General features: G+C 65.6%; 26 protein-coding genes. 16 read left to right on the plus strand and 10 right to left on the minus strand.

Annotation, left to right across the window (positions count from 1 at the left end; all coding sequences use genetic code 11):
• Window positions 1–40: 40 nt before the first annotated feature.
• Together XI08_RS31295 and XI08_RS31300 are read right to left on the minus strand one after the other, a co-directional pair.
• Window positions 41–523 carry a bleomycin resistance protein gene (locus XI08_RS31295; RefSeq protein WP_271577335.1) on the minus strand — a complete coding sequence of 161 codons (483 nt, stop codon included), beginning with the start codon at window positions 521–523 and terminating at the stop codon, window positions 41–43.
• 111 nt (window positions 524–634) lie between these two features.
• Window positions 635–1300: a GntR family transcriptional regulator gene (locus tag XI08_RS31300; protein ID WP_271577336.1), complete on the minus strand. Its 666-nt coding sequence runs from the start codon at window positions 1298–1300 to the stop codon at window positions 635–637.
• 117 nt (window positions 1301–1417) lie between these two features.
• Between XI08_RS31300 and XI08_RS31305 the strand changes: the two genes are divergently transcribed.
• The 7 genes from XI08_RS31305 (at window position 1418) to XI08_RS31335 (ending at window position 8940) form a co-directional block, all read left to right on the plus strand.
• On the plus strand, window positions 1418–2212 hold the full coding sequence (locus XI08_RS31305) for an enoyl-CoA hydratase/isomerase family protein (protein WP_271577337.1): 795 nt from the start codon (window positions 1418–1420) through the stop codon (window positions 2210–2212).
• Window positions 2213–2221: 9 nt separating this feature from the next.
• Window positions 2222–3481 carry a CaiB/BaiF CoA transferase family protein gene (locus tag XI08_RS31310; protein ID WP_271577338.1) on the plus strand — a complete coding sequence of 420 codons (1260 nt, stop codon included), beginning with the start codon at window positions 2222–2224 and terminating at the stop codon, window positions 3479–3481.
• Between the two features lie 51 nt (window positions 3482–3532).
• Window positions 3533–4525 carry a Bug family tripartite tricarboxylate transporter substrate binding protein gene (locus XI08_RS31315; RefSeq protein ID WP_271577339.1) on the plus strand — a complete coding sequence of 331 codons (993 nt, stop codon included), beginning with the start codon at window positions 3533–3535 and terminating at the stop codon, window positions 4523–4525.
• Window positions 4526–4750: 225 nt separating this feature from the next.
• Window positions 4751–5233 carry a tripartite tricarboxylate transporter TctB family protein gene (locus tag XI08_RS31320; protein ID WP_271577340.1) on the plus strand — a complete coding sequence of 161 codons (483 nt, stop codon included), beginning with the start codon at window positions 4751–4753 and terminating at the stop codon, window positions 5231–5233.
• Between the two features lie 11 nt (window positions 5234–5244).
• Window positions 5245–6786, plus strand: a complete 1542-nt coding sequence (locus XI08_RS31325) for a tripartite tricarboxylate transporter permease (RefSeq protein WP_271577341.1) — start codon at window positions 5245–5247, stop codon at window positions 6784–6786.
• Window positions 6783–7787 (plus strand): 4-hydroxythreonine-4-phosphate dehydrogenase PdxA, encoded by a 1005-nt coding sequence (locus XI08_RS31330; protein ID WP_271577342.1) that lies wholly within the window; start codon window positions 6783–6785, stop codon window positions 7785–7787. The genes XI08_RS31325 and XI08_RS31330 overlap by 4 nt, the downstream gene beginning before the upstream one ends.
• Before the next feature lie 115 nt (window positions 7788–7902).
• A complete protein-coding gene (locus XI08_RS31335) occupies window positions 7903–8940 on the plus strand; it encodes a L,D-transpeptidase family protein (RefSeq protein ID WP_271577343.1) in 1038 nt (345 codons plus the stop codon).
• Between the two features lie 222 nt (window positions 8941–9162).
• Here the strand turns inward: XI08_RS31335 and XI08_RS31340 are convergent, their stop codons facing one another.
• The gene (locus XI08_RS31340; RefSeq protein ID WP_271577344.1) at window positions 9163–10239 is read right to left on the minus strand and encodes a methyl-accepting chemotaxis protein; all 1077 of its coding nucleotides are present in this window, start codon (window positions 10237–10239) and stop codon (window positions 9163–9165) included.
• 287 nt (window positions 10240–10526) lie between these two features.
• Here XI08_RS31340 and recJ point away from each other — a divergent pair, with 287 nt between their 5' ends.
• The 3 genes from recJ to XI08_RS31355 all read left to right on the plus strand — a co-directional run bounded on the left by recJ (window position 10527) and on the right by XI08_RS31355 (window position 14149).
• Window positions 10527–12368: a single-stranded-DNA-specific exonuclease RecJ gene (recJ, locus tag XI08_RS31345; RefSeq protein WP_271577345.1), complete on the plus strand. Its 1842-nt coding sequence runs from the start codon at window positions 10527–10529 to the stop codon at window positions 12366–12368.
• 65 nt (window positions 12369–12433) lie between these two features.
• Complete coding sequence (locus XI08_RS31350) at window positions 12434–13243, plus strand: SDR family NAD(P)-dependent oxidoreductase (protein ID WP_271577346.1); 810 nt, start codon at window positions 12434–12436, stop codon at window positions 13241–13243.
• Window positions 13244–13351: 108 nt separating this feature from the next.
• On the plus strand, window positions 13352–14149 hold the full coding sequence (locus XI08_RS31355; protein WP_038967118.1) for an aldolase: 798 nt from the start codon (window positions 13352–13354) through the stop codon (window positions 14147–14149).
• Between the two features lie 134 nt (window positions 14150–14283).
• Here the strand turns inward: XI08_RS31355 and XI08_RS31360 are convergent, their stop codons facing one another.
• On the minus strand, window positions 14284–15513 hold the full coding sequence (locus XI08_RS31360; protein ID WP_271577347.1) for a lytic murein transglycosylase: 1230 nt from the start codon (window positions 15511–15513) through the stop codon (window positions 14284–14286).
• Between the two features lie 199 nt (window positions 15514–15712).
• Here XI08_RS31360 and XI08_RS31365 point away from each other — a divergent pair, with 199 nt between their 5' ends.
• Window positions 15713–15883, plus strand: a complete 171-nt coding sequence (locus XI08_RS31365) for a hypothetical protein (RefSeq protein ID WP_271577348.1) — start codon at window positions 15713–15715, stop codon at window positions 15881–15883.
• Between the two features lie 18 nt (window positions 15884–15901).
• On the opposite strand, the gene XI08_RS31370 is transcribed toward XI08_RS31365, so the two are convergent.
• Window positions 15902–16432 carry a MarR family winged helix-turn-helix transcriptional regulator gene (locus tag XI08_RS31370; RefSeq protein WP_271577349.1) on the minus strand — a complete coding sequence of 177 codons (531 nt, stop codon included), beginning with the start codon at window positions 16430–16432 and terminating at the stop codon, window positions 15902–15904.
• Between the two features lie 54 nt (window positions 16433–16486).
• On the opposite strand from XI08_RS31370, the gene XI08_RS31375 reads away from it, so the two are divergent.
• Both XI08_RS31375 and XI08_RS31380 read left to right on the plus strand, forming a co-directional pair.
• A complete protein-coding gene (locus XI08_RS31375) occupies window positions 16487–16966 on the plus strand; it encodes a carboxymuconolactone decarboxylase family protein (protein WP_027542656.1) in 480 nt (159 codons plus the stop codon).
• Window positions 16967–16995: 29 nt separating this feature from the next.
• Window positions 16996–17499 carry a cupin domain-containing protein gene (locus XI08_RS31380; protein WP_271577350.1) on the plus strand — a complete coding sequence of 168 codons (504 nt, stop codon included), beginning with the start codon at window positions 16996–16998 and terminating at the stop codon, window positions 17497–17499.
• 115 nt (window positions 17500–17614) lie between these two features.
• On the opposite strand, the gene XI08_RS31385 is transcribed toward XI08_RS31380, so the two are convergent.
• The 3 genes from XI08_RS31385 to efp form a co-directional block, all read right to left on the minus strand.
• On the minus strand, window positions 17615–18523 hold the full coding sequence (locus tag XI08_RS31385) for an amino acid ABC transporter substrate-binding protein (protein WP_271577351.1): 909 nt from the start codon (window positions 18521–18523) through the stop codon (window positions 17615–17617).
• Window positions 18524–18692: 169 nt separating this feature from the next.
• A complete protein-coding gene (locus XI08_RS31390) occupies window positions 18693–20294 on the minus strand; it encodes a M23 family peptidase (protein WP_271577352.1) in 1602 nt (533 codons plus the stop codon).
• A 45-nt stretch (window positions 20295–20339) separates the two neighbouring features.
• On the minus strand, window positions 20340–20906 hold the full coding sequence (efp, locus tag XI08_RS31395) for an elongation factor P (RefSeq protein WP_271577353.1): 567 nt from the start codon (window positions 20904–20906) through the stop codon (window positions 20340–20342).
• A 162-nt stretch (window positions 20907–21068) separates the two neighbouring features.
• Here efp and epmA point away from each other — a divergent pair, with 162 nt between their 5' ends.
• Genes epmA through XI08_RS31410 form a run of 3 tightly spaced genes read left to right on the plus strand, consistent with a single transcriptional unit; the run spans window position 21069 to window position 23525 of the window.
• Window positions 21069–22133, plus strand: coding sequence for an EF-P lysine aminoacylase EpmA (gene epmA / locus XI08_RS31400; protein WP_271577354.1), 1065 nt, complete (start codon window positions 21069–21071; stop codon window positions 22131–22133).
• Window positions 22130–23224, plus strand: a complete 1095-nt coding sequence (locus XI08_RS31405; protein ID WP_271577355.1) for a lysine-2,3-aminomutase-like protein — start codon at window positions 22130–22132, stop codon at window positions 23222–23224. Before epmA ends, XI08_RS31405 begins: the two co-directional genes overlap by 4 nt.
• A gap of 43 nt (window positions 23225–23267) precedes the next feature.
• The gene (locus tag XI08_RS31410; RefSeq protein ID WP_027542661.1) at window positions 23268–23525 is read left to right on the plus strand and encodes a hypothetical protein; all 258 of its coding nucleotides are present in this window, start codon (window positions 23268–23270) and stop codon (window positions 23523–23525) included.
• 56 nt (window positions 23526–23581) lie between these two features.
• On the opposite strand, the gene XI08_RS31415 is transcribed toward XI08_RS31410, so the two are convergent.
• Window positions 23582–24667, minus strand: a complete 1086-nt coding sequence (locus XI08_RS31415) for a 3-deoxy-7-phosphoheptulonate synthase (protein WP_271577356.1) — start codon at window positions 24665–24667, stop codon at window positions 23582–23584.
• A 232-nt stretch (window positions 24668–24899) separates the two neighbouring features.
• Complete coding sequence (locus XI08_RS31420) at window positions 24900–25478, minus strand: HdeD family acid-resistance protein (RefSeq protein WP_271577434.1); 579 nt, start codon at window positions 25476–25478, stop codon at window positions 24900–24902.
• Between the last annotated feature and the right edge of the window lie 57 nt (window positions 25479–25535).

A 25535-nucleotide genomic window follows, 5' to 3' on the forward strand; every position in this document is an offset into this window, starting at 1 on the left:
CTCCTGATCGCGCGATGCGGCAGGAACGAATCTTTTTACGTCAGGATTGCGTGCGCGTGCCAAGGCGTTCGACGAAGCGCACGAGGTAACCATCCGGATCCTGGACGAGGAATTCAAGCTGGCCGAATTCCTGATCGCCGACCCGATACCAGGCTTCGTTCGGCTGCTCGTAGAGCGGCCAATTGGCATCGCCGAGAGCCCTCAGCATGGGATCAATGCGATCGACGACCATCTGGAAATTGACGCCGCGTCCCAATGGCCGCTGCATCTCGGCCGTCTCCCAGCGTCCGTTCAATTCGCAGAGCATGACTTGCAAGCGTCCTCTGACGAGATACGCAAATCGCGCATCGGGGCGATCATAGGCGAGCTCGAAGCCGAGCAAGTCGCGCCAGAACCGCAGGCTGGCTTCAATGCTGGAAACGCCGAGTTCGGGAACGAGATCGGCAAAGCCGCCTTGCGGTGCGCTTCCCGTGCTGTCGGAGGTCGCACGAGCGACGGGGTCTGAGGGCAGCGGTTTGTTCATTGCGGCATTGCCTGATCTTACGACCGATCTTCGAGGGCGGTTATCGCAGCGAAGCGGCGCGAAAGCCAGACGCGGAAAGGGTCGAACGAATGTTCGCCGGGCGAGCCCGCCTCACGCGATCCGCAGCGCGAGGTCGCTTGCTTCCGTCTCGGCAAAGCCGGCCTGCAAGACCTCTTCGCGCTTGTGACGGAGATGCGCTCGCAGGATGTGCGAGAGACCGGCACCGTCGCGCCGCTGCAGCGCGTTCAGGATCGCCTCGTGCTCCTTCACGGCGAACGCCCAGCGTTGCGGCGTCATCGGCGTGACGTAGCGCGCGCGGCGAATGCGCGCGGTCACGGAGGCGTAGAGCCCGGTCAGTGCGGGATTTCCGGCCGCGGCGACGATGGCTTCGTGAATGGCGCGGTTGCCGCGATAGTACTGGATCAGGTCGCCCTCGCGATAACGCTGCACCATGTCCGTGTGCGCGGCGGCGATCTCGTCGATCTCGGCGTCGGTGATGCGCTCGCAGGCGAGCTCGCCGGCTAGGGCTTCGAGGCCCTGGCAGACCTCGAACAGGTCACGCATGTCCTTGTCGGTCAGCTTTGCCGCGCGCGAGCCGCGATGGGGCAGGAGCTGCACGAGGCCTTCGGCTGCGAGCACCTTGAGCGCTTCGCGCAGCGGCGTGCGCGAGATCTGGAGCCGGTCGCATAGCTCGCGCTCGGGAATCCGCGCGCCCGGCGGGATCTCGCCGTCGAGCAGGATGGCGCGGATGCGGCCGACGACCTCCTCGTGAAGCATGGCACGCGACTCCTGTTTGAATGCAAAAATGAAGTAATCGGTCGAAATCTGGAAGTTCCAGCTTGCTAATCCCAAATTTTGCATTCAAAAATGTAAAAAACAAGAGGATATGAGGAAATGGACCTGGCTGCGGAGGCGGACGACCTCGTTTTTGAATGCAACGCCGGCATCGGGCGGATCACCTTCAACCGCCCGCAGGCCCGCAATGCCTTCACCTTCGCCATGTACGAACGGCTCGCGGCGATCTGCGAAGAGGCCGACCGCGAGCAATCGATCAAGGTGCTCGTGCTGCGTGGAGCCGGCGACAAAGCCTTCGCCTCGGGCACCGACATCAACCAGTTCCGCGAGTTCGAGACGCCGCAAGACGCGATCGACTATGAGAACCGGATCGATCGGGTGCTCACCACGCTCGAGCAGTGCCGGGTCCCGACCATCGCCGCGATCAACGGATTCTGTACCGGCGGCGGGGCGGGCATCGCCGCGGCCTGCGACCTGCGCATCGGCACCAGAAGCGCCAAAATCGGATTTCCCATTGCCCGGACGCTCGGCAATTGCCTGTCGATGTCCAATGTCAGCCGTCTCACCGCGCTCATTGGCGCTGCGCGCGTCAAGGATCTGATCTTCACCGCGCGCCTCATTGACGCCACCGAAGCCGCCAGCGTCGGGCTGCTCGGCGAGGTCGTCGATGATATCGCAGCGCTCGACAAGCGCGCCGATGAAGTTGCCCGGCTCTTGGCCAGCCACGCGCCGCTGACGCTGACCGCGACCAAGCAGGCGGTGGCCCGCCTGCAAAAGCGGCTGACGCGGGACGAGGGCGAAGACCTCATCCTGATGTGCTACACGAGCCAGGATTTTCGCGAAGGGCTCGATGCTTTCCTCAACAAGCGCGCGCCGAAATGGCGCGGCCAGTAGGACGGGCCGATGCAAAGCGATCGATCGCAATCCACCTCTCGCCGTTCGGGACCGCTTGCCGGCCTCAAGGTCATCGATCTCACCCATGTCATGGCGGGACCGACCTGCACGTTGATGCTCGCCGACATGGGCGCTGACGTCATCAAGATCGAGAAATGGCCGAACGGTGACGACACCCGCCATTCGGTGCCGCCGAAGATCGGCGAGGAGGCGGCCTCCTTCCTGATGATGAACCGCAACAAGCGCGGCATCGTGCTGGACCTGAAGACCGATGGCGGCAAGAAGGTGCTGCGGCGGCTGATCGCCGACGCCGACGTGCTGGTCGAGAATTTCGCGCCGGGCGCCATGGAACGCCTCGGCTTTGGCTACGAAGAACTGCACAAGCAGCATCCAACGCTGATCTACTGCTCGCTCTCGGGGTTCGGCCGCACCGGCCCCTACAAGCACCGCCGCGGCTTCGATCTGGTCGCGCAGGCGATGAGCGGCATCATGAGCTTCACCGGTGAGCGTCCGGATGGGCCGCCGGTGAAGTGCGGCCCGCCACTGTCCGACATCACCGCGGGCCTGCTCGCGAGCATGGGCATCCTTGCCGCCTATACGCATCGCCTCAAGACCGGCGAAGGGCAGTGGGTCGAGACCTCGCTTTACGAGGCCGCCCTGGTGCAGACCTACTGGCAGTCCACGATCGCGCTGGCCGCAGGCACCGCGCCGCGCGCGATGGGCTCGGCGCATCCGCTCAACGCGCCGTATCAGGCCTTCGAGGCCTCGGACGGCTGGCTGGTGGTCGGCGGCGCCAACAAGAAGCATTGGCTCTTGATGCTCGAAGCGCTCGGTGCGAGCGAGCTTGCCGCCGATCCGCGCTTCGTCACCGGGGCCGACCGCATGGCGAACCTGAAGGAGCTCGAGGCCGTCCTGAGCGAGCGCTTCCGCACCCGGTCGCGGGCGCACTGGCTCGCGGCGCTGGACGAGAAAGGCGTGCCGTGCGGCCCCGTGCACGACATGCTGGAGGCGCTCCGCGATCCGCAGACGCTGGCGCGCGAGATGGTCGTCGAGGTCGAGCATTCCACGCTCGGTCCCGTGAAGACGATCGGGCTTCCGGTCAAGTTTTCGGAGACCCCAGGCAAAGTGCGCATCGGTGCGCCGGTCTACGGTGAGCACACAAGCGAGGTGCTGGCCGAGCACGGGTTCGACCAGAAGCAGATCGAAGCGCTCGAACAAGAAGGCGCCATCGTCCTGGCATCAGGGAGGCGCGAGGAACGCGTCGCCTGACCGGACGTCGATACGACAAATAAAACAGAACATAAAAAGCTGGAGGAAATCATGGGTCGGACGTCAACACTTCTGCTTTCCGCAGCCGCGACCGTGCTCGCCGGCACAGTCCCGGCGTTTGCGGCCTGGCAACCGCAGAAGCCGATCGAGTTCGTGGCCACGGCAGGGCCGGGCGGCGGCACCGACAATCTCGCCCGCGCGGTGCAGAACATCGTCACCAAGTACAAGCTGACGGAGCAGCCCATCGTCGTCGTCAACAAGGGCGGCGGCAGCGGCGCCGAAGGCTATGTCTACGGCAAGGCGTCCGCAGGCGATCCCTACAAGGTGATCTTCGGAACGTCGAACGCCTGGCAGCAGCCGCTCGTCTCCAAGGTCGCCTTCAACTACACCGATCTCACCCCGATCGCGGCGATGGCGCAGGACGAGTTCCTGCTCTGGGTCAAGCAGGACGCGCCCTACAAGACGGCGGGGGATTATCTGAAGGCGGCCGCATCAGGCGAATTCAAGATGGGCGGTGCACAGTCGAAGGACACCGACGAGGTGCTGACCCGCATGATCGAGAAGGCCGGTCAGGTCAAACTGACCTACATCCCCTTCAAGAGCGGCGCCGAGACCGCCGTGCAGCTCGCCGGCGGACATCTCGACTCCCACGTCAACAATCCCAGCGAGAGCCTCGGGCAATGGCGTGGCGGCACGCAGCGACCGCTTTGCGTTTTCAGTCCGAAGCGGCTGCCGCAGGGCCCCAAGGTCACCGCGACCGAAGGCTGGAGCGACGTTCCGACCTGCGCCGAGCAAGGGCTCGACATCAAGCAATATGAGCAACCGCGGACGGTCTGGCTGCCCGGCAAGGTCACGCCGGACCAGGCCGCGTTCTATGTCGACCTCATGAAGAAGGTGCAGGCGACGCCGGAATGGAAGGACTACATCGAGAAGACCTCCCAGGTCGACACGTTCCTGACCGGCGCCGAGTTCGACAAGTTCATCAAGCAGGACCTCGAGCACGTCAAGCAGGTTGCGGGCGAGCAGGGCTGGCTGGTCAAGTGAGGCGACCATCGTGCAACAATCCCCACTGTCGTCCCGGCGGACGCCGGGACCCATACCGCGTGATCTATCGCGGAGTGTTGGTCGTGGTACCGACTTGGCTTCCAGTCCTCGTCAAACTTCTCCCTGGGGTTATGGGTCCCGGCTTTCGCCGGGACGACACTTGATGGCTTGGAAAACGCGTGCGTCATTCACCGGCCGCTGCACGCCATTCGACCGGAGCCCGCGATGATATCGCGCCGCGCGCTTGAACTTGCGACCGCTATCCTCACCGGCAGCTTTGGTGTGGCCGTCGTCGTCTCCAGCCTCGACAACGGCATCGGCTGGTCGAGCGCGGGCGTGGACGCCGGCACGTTCCCGTTCCTGACCGGAATCATCATCGTGCTCGGAAGCCTCTACAATCTGGTGAGAGGTCTTTTGCCGGCGACCACGCTCGCAAGCGTTCCCATGGCGATCACACCGATCGAGCTGCGCCGGCTTGCCGGCCTGTTCGTGCCGGCCGCGATCTTCGTGGCCGCGATCCCGCTGGTCGGGATGTACCTCGCCTCAAGCCTGTACGTCTTCGCGGTACTGGCGATCCCGAGGCACCAGACCGTGCCACGCGCGCTGGCGATGGCGGCGGCAACGGCGCTGGCACTCTACGTCGTGTTCGAGCGCATGTTCCAGGTTAGCCTGCCGCATGGCGCGCTCGCCGCCGCGTTCGGCATCTGACGGAGAGGCGGATGGACAATCTCCAGGAACTCCTGCACGGCTTCACCATCGCGATCACCGTGCCGCATCTGCTCCTGATGGCGGTCGGCGTGCTGCTCGGCATTCTCGTCGGCGTGCTGCCGGGGCTGGGCGCGCCCAACGGGGTGTCGCTGCTCTTGCCGCTGACCTTCGGCATGCAGCCGGTGTCGGCGATCATCCTGCTCTCCAGCATGTATTGGGGCGCGCTGTTCGGCGGCTCGGTGACCTCGATCCTGTTCAACATCCCCGGCGAGCCGTCCTCAGTCGCAACCACCTTCGACGGCTATCCGATGGCGCGCGACGGCCGGCCGACGACGGCGCTCGCGACCGCCTTCGGTTCGGCTGCGTTCGGCGCGCTGGTCGGCGTCATCCTGATCACCTTCCTCGCATCCTGGGTGGCGCAGGTCGCGCTCGCCTTCGGGCCGCCGGAATATTTTGCGGTCTATTTCCTGGCCTTTGCGAGCTTCGTCGGCATGGGCGGGGCGGCACCGATCAAGACCGTCGTGGCGCTGGCGATCGGCTTTGCGATCGCCGCCATCGGCATCGACACCGTCTCGGGCAGCGTCCGCCTGACCATGGGCATCGACGAACTGGTCAAGGGGGTGAACTTCGTCGTCGCCGTGATGGGCCTGTTCGGCATCGGCGAGCTGCTTGTCGCCGTCGAGGAGGAATTTCATGCCCGCGCCGTCTCCTCTAAGATCGATTGGCGCGAGGTGTTTCGCGCGATCGGCCGCCTGCCGCGCCATAGCGTTGCGTTGCTGCGCAGCGCCGCGATCGGGTGCTGGATGGGGATCACGCCGGGCGGCCCGACCGCCGCATCCTTCATGAGCTACGGCATCGCCCGCCGCTTCTCGCGCCGCGGCCGATATTTCGGCACCGGCGAGGTCGAAGGCATCATCTCGCCGGAGACGGCCGATCATGCCGCGGGCACCAGCGCGCTGCTGCCGATGCTCTCGCTCGGCATTCCCGGCTCGGCGACCGCCGCCGTCATGATGGGCGGGCTCATGATCTGGGGCCTCAATCCCGGGCCGATGCTGTTCGTCGACCAGAAGGATTTCGTCTGGGGCCTGATCGCCTCGATGTATGTCGGCAACATCGTCGCGGTTGCGCTGGTGCTGCTGACCGTTCCGGTCTTCGCCGCCCTGATGCGAATTCCGTTCGTGGTCATCGCGCCCTTGATCGTGATCATCTGCGTCGTCGGCGCCTATTCGGTGTCGAACTCCTATCTCGACGTGGTGATGATGCTCGGGTTCGGAATCGTCGGCTATCTCTTCAAGAAGCTGTTCTATCCGCTGGCGCCGCTGGTGCTCGCGATCGTCATCGGCGACAAGGCCGAGGATGCGTTCCGGCAGTCGATGCTGATGTCGAAGGGATCGCTCGGGATCTTCTTTGCGAACAAGCTGGTGACGTGCCTGATCGTGGCCGGCATCGCGCTGCTGCTGCTTCCGCTCGCGTTGCAGCTCGCGCGTTTGCTGCGCAAGCCCACGCCATCCGCCGGGAATGAGACGACAGCTCAGGAGAAGGTGATCATATGACCGCAAAGCCGCTCATTGCATTGGCGATGGGAGATCCCGCCGGCATCAGCCCGGAGCTGACGGCGAAGCTCATGGCGGAGAACGACATCCGCGCCCGCAGCCGGCTCGTGGTGATCGGCGACCGCCGCATCTTCGACGAGGGCGCGCGCGTTGCGGGCGTCAAGCCGGACCTGACCATGGTGGAGCAGGGGGACGACCTTCGATCGGCGCAGGGCGACGCGCTGTTTGTCGATCTTCGCCACCTCGATCCCAGGGACGTCGAGCCGAAGACCGCGACCCTTGCCGGCGGTAAATTCGCGCTGGCCAATTACCGGCACGCGCTCGAACTCGGCCGCGACAGGCGCGTCGATGGCGTCTGCTTCACCCCCTTCAACAAGCAGGCGATGCGGCTTGCCCGCGCCGAGTACGACGACGAGATCGCGTTTTCCGCGGAGGTGGTCGGCCTCAAGACCGCGGCAAGCGAGTTCAACGTGCTGGACCGGCTCTGGAACGCACGGGTCACGTCCCACATCCCGCTCAAAGACGTCGCCGCGCGACTGTCCAGCGAACGGATCCATCGTGCGCTCAAGCTGACCGATGCCTGCATGCGCAACGCCGGCTTCGCCAGGCCGCGGATTGCGGTTGCGGGTCTCAATCCTCACGCCGGCGACGGCGGCAATTTCGGCCGCGAGGAGATCGACATGATTGCGCCGGTGGTCGCGGCCGGCCAGCGCGAGGGCATTGCCGCGGAGGGGCCGTTCCCGGCCGACACCGTGTTCCTGCGCGCCAAGGGCGGTGCCTTCGATGCGGTGCTGACGATGTATCATGACCAGGGCCAGATCGCGATGAAGCTGATGGGCTTCGATCGCGGCGTGACGTTGCTCGGCGGGTTTCCGTTCCCGATCTGCACGCCCGCGCACGGCACCGCCTACGACATCGCAGGCCAGGGGATCGCATCGATCGGCGCCAGCCGCGCCGCGCTGCTGCTCGCGGCGGAGATGGCCGGGCGCCGTGCTGCGTGATCGCCCACGGGCACTAGCTCGTCGGCTGCGCCAGTCGTCCCCGGGAAAAACTAGAAACTTCGGCGGTCGTGCCGAGTTGCCAATTCGGTGAATGTCTCCATCCCGGAGCTGGCACATGGGCGATCGCGGGTTGAAGGACGATGATGAGCGCCCGGTCGGTCGACCGCGCCCGGGGGTATTCTGCATCGTTCTGATCCTTGTTCTGGCGGCGGCACCCGCCTTCGCGGCCGAGATCAGCGCGGACGCCATCAATTCCGCCGAGCCATCGAAGAAAACTCTCACGAACGAGAAGCCGACCCCGGCGGGCGTGCGGTTGCAAGTGCTCCTGGACAGGGCGCATTTCTCGCCCGGCGAGATCGACGGCAGGTTCGGCGAGAACGCGAAGAAGGCGCTGCGCGCCTATGCGGAAGCCCGGCAGTTGCCGGGTTCGGACGCTCTGACGGAGGAGGTCTGGAAGGCGCTGCGGGCGGACGACCGGTCGGTCACGCTGAGCTATACCATCACGGAGCAGGACGTGTCGGGTCCTTTCCTGAAGAAGCTGCCGCCGAGGATGGAGGACATGAAGGACATCCCGAAGCTCGGCTTCACCAGTCCGCGCGAAGCCCTGGCCGAGAAATTTCACATGAGCGAGCAGCTCCTGGCGGCGCTCAATCCCGGGCGCCGTTTCGACCGGGCTGGCGAGACCATCGCCGTCGTCGACACCGCGAGCGCGGCCGAGGGTGCGCCTGCCAAGGCAGACAGGGTCGAAGTCGACAAGGTCAGGCAAACCGTAAAGCTGTTCGACAAGACGAATGCGCTGATCGGTTTCTATCCGGCGACTGTGGGAAGCGAGGACAAGCCGTCGCCCTCAGGCACGCTCAAGGTCACCGAAGTCAACAAGAATCCGCTCTATCGCTACAATCCCGCCTATCACTTCAAGGGCGTCCGTTCACGCAAGCCCTTTACCATCAAGCCAGGTCCGAACAATCCGGTTGGAACGGTGTGGATCAACTTATCCGCCGAAGGCTACGGCATTCACGGCACGCCTTCGCCGGACAAGATTTCCAAAGCGGAATCTCACGGCTGCGTGCGTCTCACCAATTGGGACGCGGAACGCGTCGCAGGTCACGTCGCGAAAGGCACACCGGTCGCCTTTGTGGAGGGCGCGAGGTGAGGGGCGCTCACACGGCGCTGGCCGGTCCAGGGTAACCCGTGCGTTTTTGGATTTCGGAATAGTCGCATAATGCCACTGTTTTGCCCGACGTGTCAAAGCACTCTGACGCACGCAAAACACGAACGAAAACAACCCTCCGGCTACTGTGCATGGGGTTGTTTTCGCGGTTTTTGATCGGGCGGGTGGACCCGGTCCGATTTTGCAGGGCGACCGGCTCTCGCCTCAGGCCCCGCAGATGATCACGCCGTACCAGCCGAGCCCTCGATAGGTCTCGTAGCCCGGCGTCGCATGGAAGGCGACCATCGTGCCGGAGCGGTCCTGATAGAAGCCGGAGCGCTGGCCGTTCAGCGACAGCGAGATGCGCTCGCTCAAAATGCCCTGGCCGTCGGAGGACGCGATGACGCGGAAATTGGAGTCGACCAGCAGCACGCGGGCCTTGTCGCCGTCGCCGACGCGCACGCCCTGGACGATGGCGCGGGCCTGCGGCTCCCAGTCGAAATGGATGGCGAGCACGCCGATCGGCGCGCCGTTGGCCTGGCCGCCGGCGCGGACGCTGGCGCAATAGGTCGCAACCTGCGCGTTGCCGAGCAGCGGCTGGTTCTCGACGTCGCCGGCGACATAGTCGTCGCCGGAGCGCAAGGTCCGGGCCTCGCGAAACCATTTGGTGTGGGCGACGTTCTGGCCGACGACGCGAAAGCGGTCGGCGCGGCCGTTAGCGACGACGTTGCCGTCGAGGTCGCAGAGCCAGAGGTCGAGATAGACGGTGTAGGCGCCGAGGATGACGCCGAGGCGCTGCGAGGCATAGGTGACCGCGGCCGGAGCAGGCGAGGCCGCGCAATCCACCACGGCGGAGTCGGTCGCCCACCAGCGCACGTCGCAGGTGCGTTCATAGAGGTTGCGGTCGATCAGTTCGACTGCATTGAGCGACAGGTCGACCATGCGCTCGCCGCGCGAGCGCTGGCTCATGCGGTCGATCGAGGCGACGAGATCGCCGGTGCGTTTCGTCAGCTGGGTCTCGAGCTCGCGCGCGATGGTCTCGACCTGCTGGCCGACGCCGCGCACCTCCTGCGCAACCACCGCGAAGCCCGCGCCCTGCGCACCGGCGCGCGAACTCTCGATCAGCGCGTTCAGCGCCAGCATCTTCATCTGGTTGGTGATCTGCTGGATCGCCTTGGTCTTGTCGACCGCGATCTGGTTGACCTCCGCGGTGAGGCGGTTGATCAGCGCGGAAATGTCGGAATCGTCGTCAACGGGTTCGGCGGCAATCGGCTTGGCTTTCAGACCCAGCGCAGCAGACATCGGGGAGTTCCCTTGGCAATGAGGCCTGATCTGCAATGAACCCGGAACAATCGCTTACAGATCGAATACGATTCTTTTTCGAGGATTCCGCCTAACGCCTGCTTAATTTGCTGTTCGACGGAATGCCCAAATGATAGTCACTCCGGCCTGTCGGCCGGCCATCCACCGCTTTGTGCGGCCCGGCCGTTGCAAATTGCCGGCGTTTCCCGGCCAATCCCCTTAAGCCAGTGACCGCGCGCCTAGCGTGATCGCCCGAACCTCGAGTTCCCAACAGACAGCCGCTTGTCATGACGCCGCCCGCCACCGCCTTGCCCGTCGAAGCGCCCCAGGCGTTCCTGGGGGTGACGCGCTCGCTCACCGACAAGCTCTGGCGCGACCGGCTGGATGCGCGTGGGGCGGCCCAGGCGCTCGCCATCGTGCAGCGGCACCAGTTGCCGGAACTGCTGGCGCGGGTGCTGGCGGGGCGCGGGGTCGATATCGACGCTGTCCCCGACTTCCTCGACCCGACCATCCGAAAGCTGCTGCCGGACCCCTTCACGGTGACGGAGATGGAGGCCGCCTCCAAGCGGATCGCGGATGCGGCACAGAAGGGCGAGAAGGTCGCGATCTTCGGCGACTACGACGTCGACGGCGCGACCTCGGCGGCGCTGCTGGCCTGGCACCTGCGCCATTGCGGGCTTGATCCGCTGATCCACATCCCCGACCGCATTTTCGAGGGCTACGGCCCGAACGTCGAAGCCGTTCGGGGGCTGGCGGCGAAGGGCGCGACGCTGCTCGTCACCGTCGATTGCGGCACCACCAGCATCGAGCCGTTGGCCGAGGCCAAGCGCCTCGGCATGTCCGTCGTCGTGATCGATCATCATCAGGCCGGCACGGAGTTGCCGGTGGTCGACGCACTGGTCAATCCGAACCGGCTCGACGATCTCTCGGGCCTTGGCCATCTCGCCGCGGTCGGCCTCGTGCTGGTGACGCTGGTCGCGGTCAATCGCGAATTGCGCCAACGCGGCTTCTGGAATGCGGAAATGCCCGAGCCAGATCTGCTCGGCATGCTGCATCACGTCGCACTCGGCACGGTCGCCGATGTGGCGCCGCTGATCGGACTCAACCGCGCCTTCGTCGCCAAGGGGCTGATCGCGATGCGGCGGCGCGACCATGTCGGCCACACCGCGCTAATGGACGTGGCGCGGCTCAACGGCCCGCCGGAGGCCTGGCATCTCGGCTTCATGCTGGGGCCGCGCGTCAATGCCGGCGGCCGCATCGGCCGCGCCGATCTCGGCGTGCGGCTCTTGCTCGAAGGCGACAGCGTCGAAGCCGCGCGGATCGCCGCCGAGCTCGATCGCCTCAACACCGAACGTCGCGTCATCGAGCAGGCCGCCGAAGCACAGGCCGAGGCCGAGGCGCTGGCCTCAATCGGGCTGGAGGACAAGCTCGGCGTCATCGTCACGGCGTCCGAAGGCTGGCACCCCGGCGTGGTCGGCCTTGTCGCCTCCCGCCTGAAGGAGAAGTTTTCGCGGCCGGCCTTTGCCATCGCACTCGAGCCCGGCGGCATCGGCACCGGCTCGGGCCGCTCGATCGCCGGCGTCGACATCGGCAAGGCGGTGCGGCAGGCGGTCACCGACGGCATCCTGCTCAAAGGCGGCGGCCACGCGATGGCCGCGGGCGTGACGCTGCGCAAGGAGAATCTCGCCGAATTCCGCGCCTATCTCGAAAATGCGCTGGCGCGCGACGTCGCCGAGGCGCGCCACGTCAACGAGCTCTATATCGACGGTGCGGTCTCCGCGCGCGCGGTGACGACGGAGCTTGCGACCACGCTCAACCGCGCAGGGCCCTTTGGCAGCGGCAATCCGGAAGCGGTGCTGGCGCTGCCGGCGCACCAGCTCGTCTATGCCGATGAGGTCGGCCAGGCGCATCTGCGTCTACGCTTCAAGTCGGGCGACGGCGCCATCGTCAACGGCATCGCGTTCCGTTCGGTCGGACAAAAGCTCGGCAATGCGCTGGTCGCCAATCGCGGTCAGCAACTGCACGTCGCGGGATCGTTGTCGGTCGACCGCTATCAGGGCGCCGAGCGCGTGCAGTTCCGCGTCATCGACGTCGCGCTACCGGACCAGGGGCCGTCCGTGATTAGATAACGCAAGATCCGACGAGATCAGGCGTACAAGATTGCGGACGCAAAGAACAAAAAAGGGAGTGAACAATGGCAGGGCAGGTTGAGGGCAAGGTCGCGCTGGTGACGGGCGGCGCCTCCGGCATCGGCGAGGCGATTGTCGAGCTGTTTGCGCGCGAGGGCGCTACCGTCATTGCAACCGACATCGACGAGCTGCGCGGGCCCGAGCTCGCCAAGCGCATCACCAAGGCCGACGGCAAGGCGATCTTCCTGGAGCAGGACGTCACCAGCGAGGAGCGTTGGATCGAGATCGTCGCCGAGATCGCGAAGCGCTACGGCCGGCTCGACGTGCTCGTCGCCAACGCCGGCATCGGCATTGCCGTGCCCTCGATCGTCGACATGACGCTCGGTGACTGGCGCAAGCAGAACGCGATCAATCTCGACGGCGTGTTTCTCTCGGTCAAGCATTGCCTGCCCTTGATGCGCAAGACCGGCGGCGGCTCGATCGTCATGATGTCCTCGCTGGCGGGCCTGCGCGGCTCGCCGGGGCTGTCGGCCTATTCGGCCACCAAGGGCGGCGTGCGGCTGTTTGCGAAATCGATCGCGATGGAGTGCGCGGCTGTGGGCGACGGCATTCGCGTCAACTCCGTTCATCCCGGCATCATCGACACGCCGATCTGGGGCAAGATCCCGACGGGGGCGACCGGCAACCAGGGCAATGCGCCGATCGATCCGGAGGAACGAGCCCGGGTCGTCACGCCGCTCGGCCGCGCCGGACAGGCTGCGGAGATTGCCAGCGGCGTCTTGTATCTGGCATCGGATGCCTCGCGCTACGTCACCGGCAGCGAGCTCGTGATCGACGGCGGCATGAACGCCGGCGGCGTCCCGCGGCGGCAATAGGCCGCCGCGCGGGCTGCGAAGGGCAGGGTGGCGCCCGCGGGGGCTGACGCGCAGGCGCCGGCCCTGTAGAAGGCGGGGAGCTTCCGACCGACAGGGGTTTCCTTCGCCATGGCGCACAGCCTTCACTCTTCGTCATCCACGCCAGCGCCATTCCGCTCGAACCGGCCAGACCTTGCCACCGACGCGATCCGCACCGCGCGCGAGGACCTCGCCGCCTGCTTCCGCATGGCCGCGCGCAACGGCTTTGAGGAGGGCATCTGCAACCATTTCTCGGCCGTCGTGCCGGGCCATGATGATCTGTTCCTGGTCAACCCCTACGGCTATGCCTTCCGCGAGCTGACCGCGTCAAAGCTGCTGATCTGCGACTTCCACGGCAACGTGCTCGACGGCGAGGGCGTGCCCGAGGCGACGGCGTTCTACATCCACGCCGAGATGCACAAGCGCCTGCCGCGCGCCAAGGTCGCCTTCCATACCCACATGCCCTACGCCACGGCGCTGTCGATGACCGAGGGCGATCCCCTGATCTGGGCCGGGCAGACCGCGCTGAAATTCTACGGCCGCACCGCGGTCGACCGCGACTATAACGGCCTTGCGCTCGATAACCGCGAAGGTGCGCGGATCGCGTCCGCCGTCGGCGATGCCGACATCGTCTTCATGAAGCATCACGGCGTGATGGTGCTGGCGCCGACCATCGCGGAAGCCTGGGACGATCTCTATTATCTCGAACGCGCCGCCGAGGTGCAGGTGCTGGCGATGTCGACGGGGCGCAAGGTGCTGGCCGTCGATCCCGCGATTGCGGCCGAGACCTACAAGCAGATGCGCGAGGGCGATTCCGAATCCGCGCGATTGCATCTGGCCGCGATCCGTAGGCAGCTTGATGCTGAGGAGCCGCAGTACAGGCACTGAGGCAGGGGGCGCGTCACCCACAGTGTCATTCCGGGGCGCGCCACTTGGCGCGAGCCCGGAATCCATTTTTCTGCGTCGCTTGCTGCACGATGGATTCCGGGTTCGCGCTTCGCACGCCCCGGAATGACGGGCTCCTATGACCCCTGCCGCAGCCTCGCCAGCACCTTCAGCCCGCCATAGCCGTCCGCCGGCGTGATCCCCGCGCGCTGCTGGAAATCCTTGATCGCCTTCATGGTGTCGTTGCCGACGCGGCCGTCGGTGCCGCCGGTGTCGAACCCGGCCTTGGTCAGCCGTGTCTGCATCTCCTGCACCTCGGCGAGCGTCAGCGCGCGTTCGGAACCGGGGAAGGGCTGGATGAAGGGCGGCGCCCCCAGGCAGCGGTCGCCGAGATGGCAGATCGCCAGCGCATAGTTCATCGAGGGGTTGTAGCTCTTCACCGAGTAGAAATTCGGCCCGAGCAAAAAGGTCGGTCCGCCCGCGACCGGCGTCCACATCTGCGCGGTCGCGGAGGCTTGCGGAAACGGCTGGCCGTCGGCGCGGGCGACGCCGGCCGCCTGCCATGCCGCATAGGTGCGGCTGCCGCTCATGTCGCCTGATGCCCGCACCTCGTAGCCCCAATGCTCGCCGCGGTGCCACTTGCCGCGATTGACGAGGTACTTTGCCGTCGAGCCCAGCGCGTCGTCGGGCTTGCCGAATGGCGAGACCTTGCCGTCGCCGTCATAGTCGATGCCGACATTGAGCCAGACTTCCGGCATCCATTGCGAATGCCCCATCGCGCCGGCCCAGGAGCCCTTCATCTCCTCCGGCGTGCTCCAGCCCTTGTCGACGATGCGCAGCGCGTTGATCAGCTCGGTCTCCCAATAGGCCTTGCGGCGCGGCTCGTTCCAGGCGAGCGCGGCGAGCGAGGGAAACACCGGCGTCATGTGGTTCTGCTGCACCAGCGGATCGCCATAGGCGGACTCGACGCCCCACAGCGCCAGCAGCGTGCCGCGCTCGACGCCGAAGTCGCGCTCGATGCGCGCGAGTAGGGCCTCGTTGTTCTTCAGCGCGATCTTGCCGTTGATGATGCGCCAGTCGGAGACGCGGCGGTTGATGTATTGCCAGACCTGCTCGTGGAATTCGGGCTGGTTGCGCATCTGCTTGAACACGCTCATGTCAGGCTCGACCCGCGCCATCGCGCGCTGCCAGGTCGCCGCCGAAATGCCCTTCGCCATCGCGCGTGCGCGAAAAGACTCGCGCCACTCGTCGAAGCCCGGCGGCGCGGCGAGGGTCCGTGTCGGCAATGCCAGCAAGGCTGCCGTGCCGAGCGTGGATTTCAGCAAGGTGCGGCGCGTGTGATTGGCCGAGGAATCAGCTTGTTTCATGGGCGCAGTCTAGCGGGAAACATGGCGCCTGTGAGCCGGTCCCTGGAACGTAGGGAACAGGCAACCTGCCGCACTGCCCGATGGTGAAGTTAAGAAAGTGTTGAGGGGCGGGTGGGGCCAAGCACACGAAAGCGCCATTCCCCGATTTTTTGCTCAGCCGCTTTACGGTCGGTTCGCTCTTGTCCTGCAAAATGCCCGTATGCGGGAGCTGTTCGACATCATCCGTGCCAATCCCTGGCCGTTCGGCGCAGGGCTGTTCGTGGTGATCCTGATGATCATTGCGGAAAACTTTGGCCGCGGCATTCAGGGCGATGGCGCCGTCAGCGACTTCTCGGATGCCGATGGCGGCGACGGAGGCTGCGGCGACTAGGGCTAGTCCCGGCGCGGTCTAGTCGTCCTGCAAATCGGCCGCGATTCCGGCGAGCCAGCGCCGGACCGAGGTTTCCGCCTTGCTATCCAGATTCCGTGCGAGGCGCTTCTCCAGCGCGATCACCCGCTCCCGGCACGCCTTCAACAGCGTCGCGCCGCGCGGCGTCAGCGTCCATTGCTGGATGCGGCCATGGACGGGATGGGGCGTCATCGCAATCGCGCCGTCGCGTTCGAGGTTGCGAATGATGACGCCCACCGTCTGCGGCGTGAGGAAGGTGAGGCGGGCGACGTCGGCGCCCGACAGGCCCGGATAGGCGTTGAGCATCGTCAGTACGGCAAATTGCGGCGAGGTCACGCCGAGATCGGCGAGCGTCCGTTCCATCGTCAGGCGGACCGCGGCGTGGGCCTGGCGCAGCAGGTAGCCAAGATAGCCTTCCTCGCCGCGTTTGCCTTCCCCTGGGGCAGGCACGCGAACGGCACCGCCGTCGGAAGCGGCGGGGGCCTTCCGCGGGCCTTGCGATCTTGTGAGGTCAACGGCCTTGCGCGTCATATAAGAGCTCTTATACAGTATAAGCACTCTTACAATAACACGAGGTGCACGGCAATGTCACACGCCCGCAGCGAATACGAGGATTTCAAGCGGATCGCGCCCGATGCCTATGATCTGGTGCTGGCGCTCGGACAGCTTGCGGCCAAGGCCGGGCTGGACAAGCAGTTGCTCGAGCTGGTCAAGTTGCGCGCCTCGCAGATCAACGGCTGCGCCTTCTGTGTCCAGCATCACATTCTGCTCTCGGAGCGGCTCGGCGTGCCGATGGACAAACTCCATCTGGTCGCGGTCTGGCGCGAGGCACCGATCTACTCGGCGCGCGAGCGTGCGGCATTGGCCTGGACCGAAGCACTGACGCTGCTGCCGAACGGCTTCGGCGATGAGGTCTATGCCGAGGTGCAGCGCGAATTCTCCGAGACCGAGCTGATGTACCTGACCTCGGCGGTCGCCTCGATCAACGTCTGGAACCGGTTTGGTGCGGCCTATCGCTGGACGCCGGCGAAGCGGCCGGTCGCGACGAATGCCGCGGCATCCTGATTGCCATAAGGGAACAAGGGGAGGTTGTCATGACAGCAATGAGTTTGGCCACCACGCAACGCCCGGTGCCGTCGCGGTCAATGGCGCTGGCCGTTGTCGGCGGGCTCGCCTGCGCACTCGCGATCGGCAAGGCGCTGCCGCTGACGATGGAGGTCGCGTCAGGCGCGTTGGCGCCGCTCTGCGCCAACGCTGCCGAGAGTTCGCCGCTCGACAAGGTCGAGCCGATCGGCTCCTACGCGTTGCCGAACGTGCCGGGCAAGCGCGTGACCATCGTGCGCGTCTTCTACGGCCCCGGCGGATTTACGCGGCCGCATCGCCACGCGGGCTCGGTGACCGCCTACGTCACCAAGGGCGAGATCCGCTCCCAGCTCGGTGGCGGCCCGGTCGAGACGTTTGGTGTCGGCCAGTCCTTCTTCGAGCCGCCCGGCGCGACGCATCTGGTGTCGGCGAATGCCAGCGCCACGGAGCCGGCGGAACTGATCGCGGTGTTCGTGGCCGACGAGGGCGCGCAGCTGACGACGTTTCTGGATTAGTTCGTAGCGATCGTAGCCCGGGTGAGCGAAGCGACACCCGGGGACAGTCGTCGTGAGAATCCCGGATGTCGCTTCGCTCATCCGGGCTACGCAATTGGGGTGCTCTGCGATCTAATCAGCCCCCGTACGACGCCGGATCGGGATTGTCGGACGGGTGCTCGAACGACTTCTTCATCGACACCGGCATCTGCACGTGGAAGTTCAGGCCGCGCGGCGGCACCGGCTCCATGAACCATTTGTTGTAGATCTTCTCGATCTCCGGGCTCTTGTAGAGTCTTGCAGTCGCGCGATCGACCACCGCCTTGAACGCCGTATCGTCCTTGCGCAGCATGATGCCGTAGGGCTCGGGATCGGAAAAGGCGCCGGAGCTGATCGCGTAAAGCGACGGGTCCTTCGATGAAGCGATCATGGCCGCAAGCTGGATGTCGTCCATGACGAAGGCCTCGGCCCGGTCGGTCTCGACCATCAGGAATGCCTCGGGGACGTCCTTTGCATTCATGACGGTGATGCCGAGCGAGCGGGCGGCGTTGGCCTTGTTGAGCTGGGTGATGTTGGTGGTGCCCGCGACCGAGACGACGGCCTTGCCCTTGAGGTCGTCGACCTGGTCGAGCTTCGAAGCCTTCTTCGACACGAAGCGGCTCGCCGTGAGGAAATGCGTGTTGGTGAACCACACCTGCTTCTGGCGGTCGGCGTTGTTGGTGGTCGAGCCGCATTCGAGGTCGATGGTGCCGTTCGCCATCAGCGGAATACGGTTGGACGACGTCACGAGGTTTTCGTTGACCGCGAGCTTGTCCAGCTTCAGCTCGGCCTTGATCTCCTCGACGATCTTCATGCAGATGTCGATGGCGTAGCCGACGGTCTTCTGCTTCTCGTCGATATAGCTGAAAGGCACGGCACTGTCGCGCACCCCGAGCGTGATCGCGCCGGTGTCCTTGATCTTCTTCAGCGTACCGGTCAATTCCTGCGCATGAGCCGGCACGGCGAATGCGACGGCCGCAATGACCGCCGCGGTGAGACAACGCATGTGCTTTCCTTTCCACAGTTTGCTTGCCGGAAGCCAAGCAATTCTGGGGCCAGAGAAGGCCAGGCCGTTCGCGGAGGTCCGGACTTCGATCCAGACAAGCCTCGTGCGCCGAAAGGGGGCGTCATAGGATCGTCGTCGAGGCGCGCCGCGCGGTGAGGCGCGAGCTGCCTCAATTATCCTCGCTGCTCGAGCCCTCGCGCGGGTCCGGCTTGATCACATCCTCGGGCAGCGCATGTGCGACGGGCTGCGGAGTGCCCGCGATCTCCGGGCCGACTTCGCGGCCGCGGGCGCGGATCAGGCGTTCATAGGCGGAGACCAGCGTGACGTAGGGGCTGACCCAGATCCAGCCGTCGCGGGTGAACACCTGGACGTCGAAATGCAGGTGCATCGACGTGCCGGCGGGATGATCGAGATAGTTCGAGACCACGCCGATCTTCTCGCCCTCGGTCACGATGCGGCCGTTGAGCAAACCGTCGGCGTTCATCGCCTGCGGGTTCATGTGCATGTAGCGGAAGCGCATATGCTCGGTGCGGCTGTTGATCTCGAGCGTCGCGGCCTGGTCCTTGGAAGCGCGGATCACGATGGCGTCGCGCACGGCGACGACGGCGCGCTGCTTGGGATCGCAGGGGGCGCGGCCCTCGCCTGGCGGCGGGCACTCGGCGGCGCGGATGTCCTCGCCCTGGTGGCCGTAACCGCCGCCGCATTGCCAGACTTCGAAGCTGCGGGACTCGCAGAAATTGTCGCGCCACGGATAGGCAGTCGGACCGTCGCTCTTGTCGCGCTTGCCGTAGGACTGCGAGCGCACGAAAGCGGGCGCCTTCTCCAGCGGGAAGCGGATCTGCGCATAGGCCATCACGTCCGGATGGCCGCTCTTGTTGTGGTAGCCGCTGTTCGGGATGATGTCGCCGCTCGGCCGGTAGCTGAAATCGGCCGAACGCCCCGAGGGACGATCGATGATGTCGGAGGCAACGTCCATCAGCGGCCGCATGCGCTGGCCGCCGGCGACGCGCAGCGCCTTCAGGAAACGTTCGGCAACCGGATAGGCCTCCTTGCAGGCGAGCCGCCGCGGTTTTGCGACGCTGTCCAGGCACTGGATGGAGACGACATAGGCGACGCCGAAGCGGGTGAAGGCGTAGCGCACATAGCCTTCCCGGATGAACCTGCGCAGGTCCGGATAGAGGGCAGCAAGCGGCTTGACCGGCTCGCCCTTGCCGCCGGCGGGGTCGGCGACGTCATAGAGCAGCGCAGAGCCCGTGATCTGCACCTCGACCGGTCTTGCGAAGACTCGCGTCGGCATGCCGTCACCGGCGCCGGGTTCGAGCGAGAAGCTGGCGCTGTATCCGGCGGGGCCGGCGTCGAACACGTCGACGGGGTTGAAATCAGCCTGGTAGCGCGACAGCGACAGGCTTGACGGCGCGCCGTTGCGCTGGGCCTCGCGATAGGCGCCGGCGTCGAACGGCAACAGCACGGGCACGGAGCTGCGGGCAATGCCGGTGAAGAATTGCGAGGAGATTGCGTTGAGCTGCACGAGCGCCGGCATCGCGCGCGGATCGTAGCGCGGCACGGAACGGCGGGGCACGAAGATGAAATCGTCCGCGGCCCGGGGGTGGCTGTTGATCTCGGTGCGGAGCTGGTCGAGCGCTGCGCGCCAATCGACGCGCAGGGCCGTGAGCGAGGGGCTGCGGAACTCATCCGCAGCCAGCGGAGCGGCAACGAGGAGCGAAAGCGACGCCAGAACACGCGAGACGAAGCGGAGCCTCTTCCTACCCACTGTCTCGCCCCCCGGCGGTACCTGTTCCGATCCTCGATCCCTGGCTTAGTCCTTGGCGCGCTCGGAGTAGGAGCCGTCTTCGGTCATCACCACGATACGGGTGCCGACCGCGATGTGCGGCGGCACGGTGGTGCGCACGCCGTTGGAGAGAATCGCGGGCTTGTAGGAGGAGGAGGCGGTCTGGCCCTTGGTCACCGGCTCGGTCTCGACCACTTCCAGCGTCACGCGCTGCGGCAACGCGAGCGAGACCACGTTGACGTCGTGGGTCGACAGCTTGACGGTCATGTCTGGCTGAAGATAGGCGGCCGCGTCGCCGACCACGTCCTTGGAGACCTGGACCTGATCGTAGCTCTCGGGGTTCATGAAGTGGTAGCCGTCACCATCTTCATAGAGGTAGGTGAAGTTGCGCTCTTCGATCGTGGCCTTTTCGACCTGGTCGGTGGTCTTGTAGCGCTCGGAGATCTTTACCCCGTCCGAGATTCGGCGCATTTCGATCTGGCTGACCGGGGTGCCCTTGCCGGGATGGATGTTCTCGGCGCTCACGACGACATAGAGCTTGCCGTCTTGCTCGATCACGTTGCCCTTGCGAATAGAACTGGCGATGACTCTCAAAGCTGTATTTCCTGCTTGCTTGGCCCGGCTCCGGCCAGGACGTGGTCAAATTGATGGGGGACTTGGGGCCTCAAATCAGACCTCGGCGCCCGTTTCGGGCCGCAACATACTGATTTTGCCGTTGGATGCCAGCACTTTGCTGATGGTTGGGGTGGTCGGTTAATGGCTGGGGACAAGCCGATTTCGCCGTTCTGGTCGCCTGAGCGGCACCTCGACCGGCGGCCGTTCCTCCAGGCGAGGGGAGCCGTCACCGGGGCTTTACGGGGCTTTTTCGCCGAGCAGGGCTTCATGGAAGTCGAAACCTCCGTTCTTCAGGTCTCCCCGGGCAATGAGACCCATCTGCACGCCCCCCGAACCGAGATCGTGCGGCCCGACGGCAGCCGGGCCAGCCGCTATTTGCGGACCTCCCCGGAATTTGCCTGCAAGAAGCTGCTGGCGGCCGGCGAGCCCCGAATCTTCGAGTTTGCCCGGGTGTTCCGTGACCGCGAGCGCGGCGACCTGCATCTGCCCGAATTCACCATGCTGGAATGGTACCGGGCCGGTGCGCCCTATGACGCTATCATGGCCGACACCGTCGTGGTCATCGCCCGCGCGGCGCAGGCGACCGGGATCGGGACCTTCTCCTTCCGCGGCCGGACCGCCGACCCCTTCGCCGAGCCGGAGCTCCTGACGGTCGCAGGCGCCTTCCAACGGTTCGCCGGCATCGACCTGCTGTCGACAATCTCGGGCGACGAGGGTAACCGTGCCGCGCTCGCCCAAATGGCCGCCGGCAAGGTCCGGGTGGCCGGGGACGACACCTGGTCCGACATTTTCAGCAAGGTTCTGGTCGAGCATGTCGAGCCGCATCTGGGGCAGGGGCGTTTGACCATTCTGTTCGAATACCCATCTCCAGAGGCGGCATTGGCGCGCGTGAAGGCCGGCGATCCCAGGGTCGCCGAACGGTTCGAGGTCTATGCCTGCGGCGTCGAACTCGCTAACGGTTTTGGCGAACTGACCGACGCCGAAGAGCAGCGCCGGCGCTTCACGGAATCGATGGCGGAGAAGCAGCGTCGCTACGGCGAGGCCTATCCGCTGGACGAGGACTTTCTGGCCGCGGTCGCCGCAATGCCGGAGGCGAGCGGCGTCGCGCTCGGCTTCGACCGGCTGGTGATGCTGGCCAGCGGCGCAACACGGATTGATCAGGTGGTGTGGACGCCCCCTGCAAATGAAACGCCAAGTGAGACATGACGAAGACCAATCTTGCACGCACCTTGCGTGAGCCGGCCGAGCTCGTAGCCGAGCACCTCGCGCCTGCCGCGGCCCTGCCGGCACTGGAGCGCGTTGCCGCGCGCTATGCGGTCGCGATCACGCCGGCGCTGGTCGAGCTGATCGACACATCCGATCCCGACGATCCCATCGCCCGCCAATTCGTGCCGACCGCCGCGGAGCTCGAGATGCAGCCGGGCGAGAGCGTCGATCCGATCGGGGATCACCCGCATTCGCCGGTGCCCGGCATCGTGCATCGCTATCCCGATCGCGTGCTGTTCAAGCTCGTTCACGTCTGCGCGGTCTATTGCCGCTTCTGCTTCCGCCGCGAGATGGTCGGACCCGGCAAGGACAACACGCTCTCGGACAGCGCTTATCGTGCTGCCATTGATTACATCCGCGCGCACGACGAGATCTGGGAGGTGATCCTGACCGGCGGCGATCCCCTGATGCTGTCGCCGCGTCGCATGGGCGAGATCATGGCCGATCTCGCCGGCATCGATCACGTCAAGATCATCCGCCTTCACACCCGCGTGCCCGTCGCCGACCCCGCGCGCGTCAGCGACGAGATGGTCGCAGCGCTGAAGGTTACGGGCGCGACCACCTGGGTTGCGCTGCATGCCAACCATGCACGCGAGCTGACGGAGGCCGCGCGCGCCGCCTGCGCGCGGCTCGTCGATGCCGGCGTCCCCATGGTCAGCCAGTCGGTGCTTTTGCGCGGCGTCAATGACAGCGTCACGGCCTTGTCGGATTTGATGCGAGCTTTCGTCGAATGCCGGATCAAGCCGTACTATCTGCATCACGGCGATCTCGCACCGGGCACCGCGCATCTGCGCACCACGCTGGCGGAGGGGCAGGAGCTGATGCGGCAGCTGCGCGGACGGGTGTCAGGACTGTGTCAGCCTGAATACGTCATCGATATTCCCGGGGGCGCCGGCAAGTCGCCGGTGGGGCCGAACTATGTGTTGGCGGCACAAAATACCGCACCCGATGCACGTGAAGCGGCGACGGAAACGCGCTATCGTATCGTGGACTATTGCGGTGACGTTCATCTCTATCCGCCCGAGACGTGAGTGGTGACGGAGTGGACGCCGGTTTGAGCATGGAGGAACGGAAATGAAGAGGATCATCGTGGCCGTGTCGCTCGTGGTCTTGCTCGGCGGCGCGGCAGTCGCGCAGACCGGCAGCAAGGGATCGACCACCACCACGTCGGGACCGTCGGCGGGCAATTTGCCGCCTGCACCCGTCGGTCATCGGCAGCCGCGCGCCGGCGACGTGCCGAACGAGAAGAATTTGAGCGATCCGAACGATCCCCTCAGCAAGGAAAACCAGGCGCTCGACAAGAAGATCAAGAGCATCTGCCGCGGCTGCTAGGCCGCGTCGGTGCGGGCAGGGCGCGACAGCTCGCCCCGCCCGCGTTTGCTTTGGCCTTACGCCGAGCGCTCGTGCAGCCCCGCGCGCTGCGCGTTGCGCCGGATTTCGACCGCATCGGCGAGCTGCTCGAGCACGGTTGCCGTGGTCGCCCAGTCGATACAGCCGTCGGTGATGCTCTGGCCGTAGGTGAGCGGCTTGCCCGGAACCACGTCCTGGCGGCCGGCGACGAGATTGCTCTCGATCATCACACCCATGATGCGGTTCTCGCCGCCGGAGATCTGGCCGGCAATGTCGGCCATGACCAGCGGCTGGTTTTCCGGCTTCTTGCTCGAGTTGGCATGGCTCGCATCCACCATCACCAGCGGCGCGACGCCGGATTTCGCCAGCTCGTTGCAGGCCGCCGCGACGCTTGCCGCGTCGTAGTTCGGCGTGCTGCCGCCGCGCAGGATGATGTGGCAGTCCTCGTTGCCCGCGGTCGAGGCGATCGCCGAGCGGCCGAGCTTGGTCACCGCCATGAAATGATGCGGATGCGCGGCCGACTTCACCGCGTCCGCCGCGATCCGCACGTTGCCGTCGGTGCCGTTCTTGAAGCCGACCGGGCAGGACAGCCCGGAGGCCAGCTCGCGATGGATCTGGCTCTCGGTCGTGCGCGCGCCGATCGCGGCCCAGGACACGAGGTCGGCGATGTATTGCGGTGTCGTCATGTCCAGGAATTCGGCGCCGGCCGGAAGGCCGAGATTGTTAACCGCCGACAGCACGTTGCGCGCCAGCCGCAAGCCCTTGTTGATGTCGAAGCTGCCGTCGAGATCGGGGTCGTTGATCAGGCCCTTCCAGCCGACGGTTGTGCGCGGCTTCTCGAAATAGACCCGCATCACGATCTCGAGCTGGTCGGCGAGATCTTCGCGCAAGCTCGCGAGGCGCTCGGCATAGTCGAGCGCGGCCTTGGGATCATGTACCGAGCAGGGGCCGACCACGACCAGCAGACGGTCGTCCTGGCCGGTGAGGATGGCGTGGATGGCGTTGCGCGCCGCCATCACCACACGCGTTGCGGTGAGCGTGCGCGGGACCTCCCGCATCACCTCATCCGGCGTGCTCAGCTCTTTCAGTTCGCGGATACGAAGATCGTCGGTCGTGCTCAGCACGGCGGGCTCCTGTTTGTTTGAACCTGCCGGCCAATAAAAAAGCCGCCAGGTCTGGCGGCTGTTCGGACGTTTGCTTCAATATTTCAGATTGAGCGCGATCCTCCTGCCGCCAGCGAGCTGTCGTAGCTAAAGTACCAAAAATAGCTGGTGGCAACGGTGATCATGGGAGGCCATATAGCGTGCCATTGGCGGGTTGTCACCCCCCAAAACGGCACAGGCGCGACGAGGCGTCTCAGGTGTTGCTGTCGCGTGCCGCCAGCGCCATGCCGATCAGGGTGGCGCCGCCGAACAGCAGGTTGATACCGACGAGCACGCCGATCGCCCATTCCGCGGAGCTCGGCAGCCCCGTGATCACCATGAACGAGATCGCGATGTCGACGAGGCCCGAGATCAGGAGCCACGACCAGCGGCCGCTGAGCTCGCGGCGGTGCTCGAGTGCGTACATGATGGTGGCGACGCCCTCGGCGAGGAAATAGGCGCCGAGCACGATGGTCAACGTCAGCACCGCCTGCATTGGCCGCGCCAGCAGCAGCATGCCGGCAAGCACGGCCAGCGCGGCCGAGATCAGCGACCACCAGAAGCCCGGCGTGCTGCGCGCCCAGTAGGTCACGATCAGCCCGCCAATGCCGCTGATCAAGAACATCCAGCCGAGGAAGATCGCGATGGCAAGGCTTGCGAGCGGCGGCAGGATCAGTGCGGCGACGCCGAGGACGGCGAGCAGGATGCCCTCGAACAGGAAGGCCTTCCAATGCGCCTTCACCGTCCGGCTCATCGCGGATTGCAGCCGTGAAAGATCCTCAGGCGATGGCATCGGCAGGCTCCAGATCGAGAGATGCGTGCTCAATCTAGTATGCGCACGCCGCGCTTG

Origin of the sequence: Bradyrhizobium sp. CCBAU 11361 (assembly GCF_028128935.1) — a bacterium.
GTDB classification, from domain to species: Bacteria; Pseudomonadota; Alphaproteobacteria; order Rhizobiales; family Xanthobacteraceae; genus Bradyrhizobium; species Bradyrhizobium niftali.

Excerpts from the sequence above, each read along its gene's own strand:
- XI08_RS31360 (WP_271577347.1), bottom strand. The coding sequence starts at position 15,513 with ATGAAACAAGCTGATTCCTCGGCCAATCACACGCGCCGCACCTTGCTG.
- XI08_RS31310 (WP_271577338.1), top strand. The coding sequence starts at position 2,222 with ATGCAAAGCGATCGATCGCAATCCACCTCTCGCCGTTCGGGACCGCTT.
- XI08_RS31315 (WP_271577339.1), top strand. The coding sequence starts at position 3,533 with ATGGGTCGGACGTCAACACTTCTGCTTTCCGCAGCCGCGACCGTGCTC.
- XI08_RS31335 (WP_271577343.1), top strand. The coding sequence starts at position 7,903 with ATGGGCGATCGCGGGTTGAAGGACGATGATGAGCGCCCGGTCGGTCGA.
- XI08_RS31375 (WP_027542656.1), top strand. The coding sequence starts at position 16,487 with ATGTCACACGCCCGCAGCGAATACGAGGATTTCAAGCGGATCGCGCCC.
- XI08_RS31355 (WP_038967118.1), top strand. The coding sequence starts at position 13,352 with ATGGCGCACAGCCTTCACTCTTCGTCATCCACGCCAGCGCCATTCCGC.
- XI08_RS31320 (WP_271577340.1), top strand. The coding sequence starts at position 4,751 with ATGATATCGCGCCGCGCGCTTGAACTTGCGACCGCTATCCTCACCGGC.
- XI08_RS31325 (WP_271577341.1), top strand. The coding sequence starts at position 5,245 with ATGGACAATCTCCAGGAACTCCTGCACGGCTTCACCATCGCGATCACC.
- XI08_RS31330 (WP_271577342.1), top strand. The coding sequence starts at position 6,783 with ATGACCGCAAAGCCGCTCATTGCATTGGCGATGGGAGATCCCGCCGGC.
- XI08_RS31370 (WP_271577349.1), bottom strand. The coding sequence starts at position 16,432 with ATGACGCGCAAGGCCGTTGACCTCACAAGATCGCAAGGCCCGCGGAAG.
- XI08_RS31385 (WP_271577351.1), bottom strand. The coding sequence starts at position 18,523 with ATGCGTTGTCTCACCGCGGCGGTCATTGCGGCCGTCGCATTCGCCGTG.
- XI08_RS31405 (WP_271577355.1), top strand. The coding sequence starts at position 22,130 with ATGACGAAGACCAATCTTGCACGCACCTTGCGTGAGCCGGCCGAGCTC.
- XI08_RS31410 (WP_027542661.1), top strand. The coding sequence starts at position 23,268 with ATGAAGAGGATCATCGTGGCCGTGTCGCTCGTGGTCTTGCTCGGCGGC.
- XI08_RS31365 (WP_271577348.1), top strand. The coding sequence starts at position 15,713 with ATGCGGGAGCTGTTCGACATCATCCGTGCCAATCCCTGGCCGTTCGGC.
- epmA (WP_271577354.1), top strand. The coding sequence starts at position 21,069 with ATGGCTGGGGACAAGCCGATTTCGCCGTTCTGGTCGCCTGAGCGGCAC.
- XI08_RS31420 (WP_271577434.1), bottom strand. The coding sequence starts at position 25,478 with ATGCCATCGCCTGAGGATCTTTCACGGCTGCAATCCGCGATGAGCCGG.
- XI08_RS31340 (WP_271577344.1), bottom strand. The coding sequence starts at position 10,239 with ATGTCTGCTGCGCTGGGTCTGAAAGCCAAGCCGATTGCCGCCGAACCC.
- XI08_RS31295 (WP_271577335.1), bottom strand. The coding sequence starts at position 523 with ATGAACAAACCGCTGCCCTCAGACCCCGTCGCTCGTGCGACCTCCGAC.
- XI08_RS31380 (WP_271577350.1), top strand. The coding sequence starts at position 16,996 with ATGACAGCAATGAGTTTGGCCACCACGCAACGCCCGGTGCCGTCGCGG.
- XI08_RS31305 (WP_271577337.1), top strand. The coding sequence starts at position 1,418 with ATGGACCTGGCTGCGGAGGCGGACGACCTCGTTTTTGAATGCAACGCC.
- recJ (WP_271577345.1), top strand. The coding sequence starts at position 10,527 with ATGACGCCGCCCGCCACCGCCTTGCCCGTCGAAGCGCCCCAGGCGTTC.
- XI08_RS31350 (WP_271577346.1), top strand. The coding sequence starts at position 12,434 with ATGGCAGGGCAGGTTGAGGGCAAGGTCGCGCTGGTGACGGGCGGCGCC.
- XI08_RS31300 (WP_271577336.1), bottom strand. The coding sequence starts at position 1,300 with ATGCTTCACGAGGAGGTCGTCGGCCGCATCCGCGCCATCCTGCTCGAC.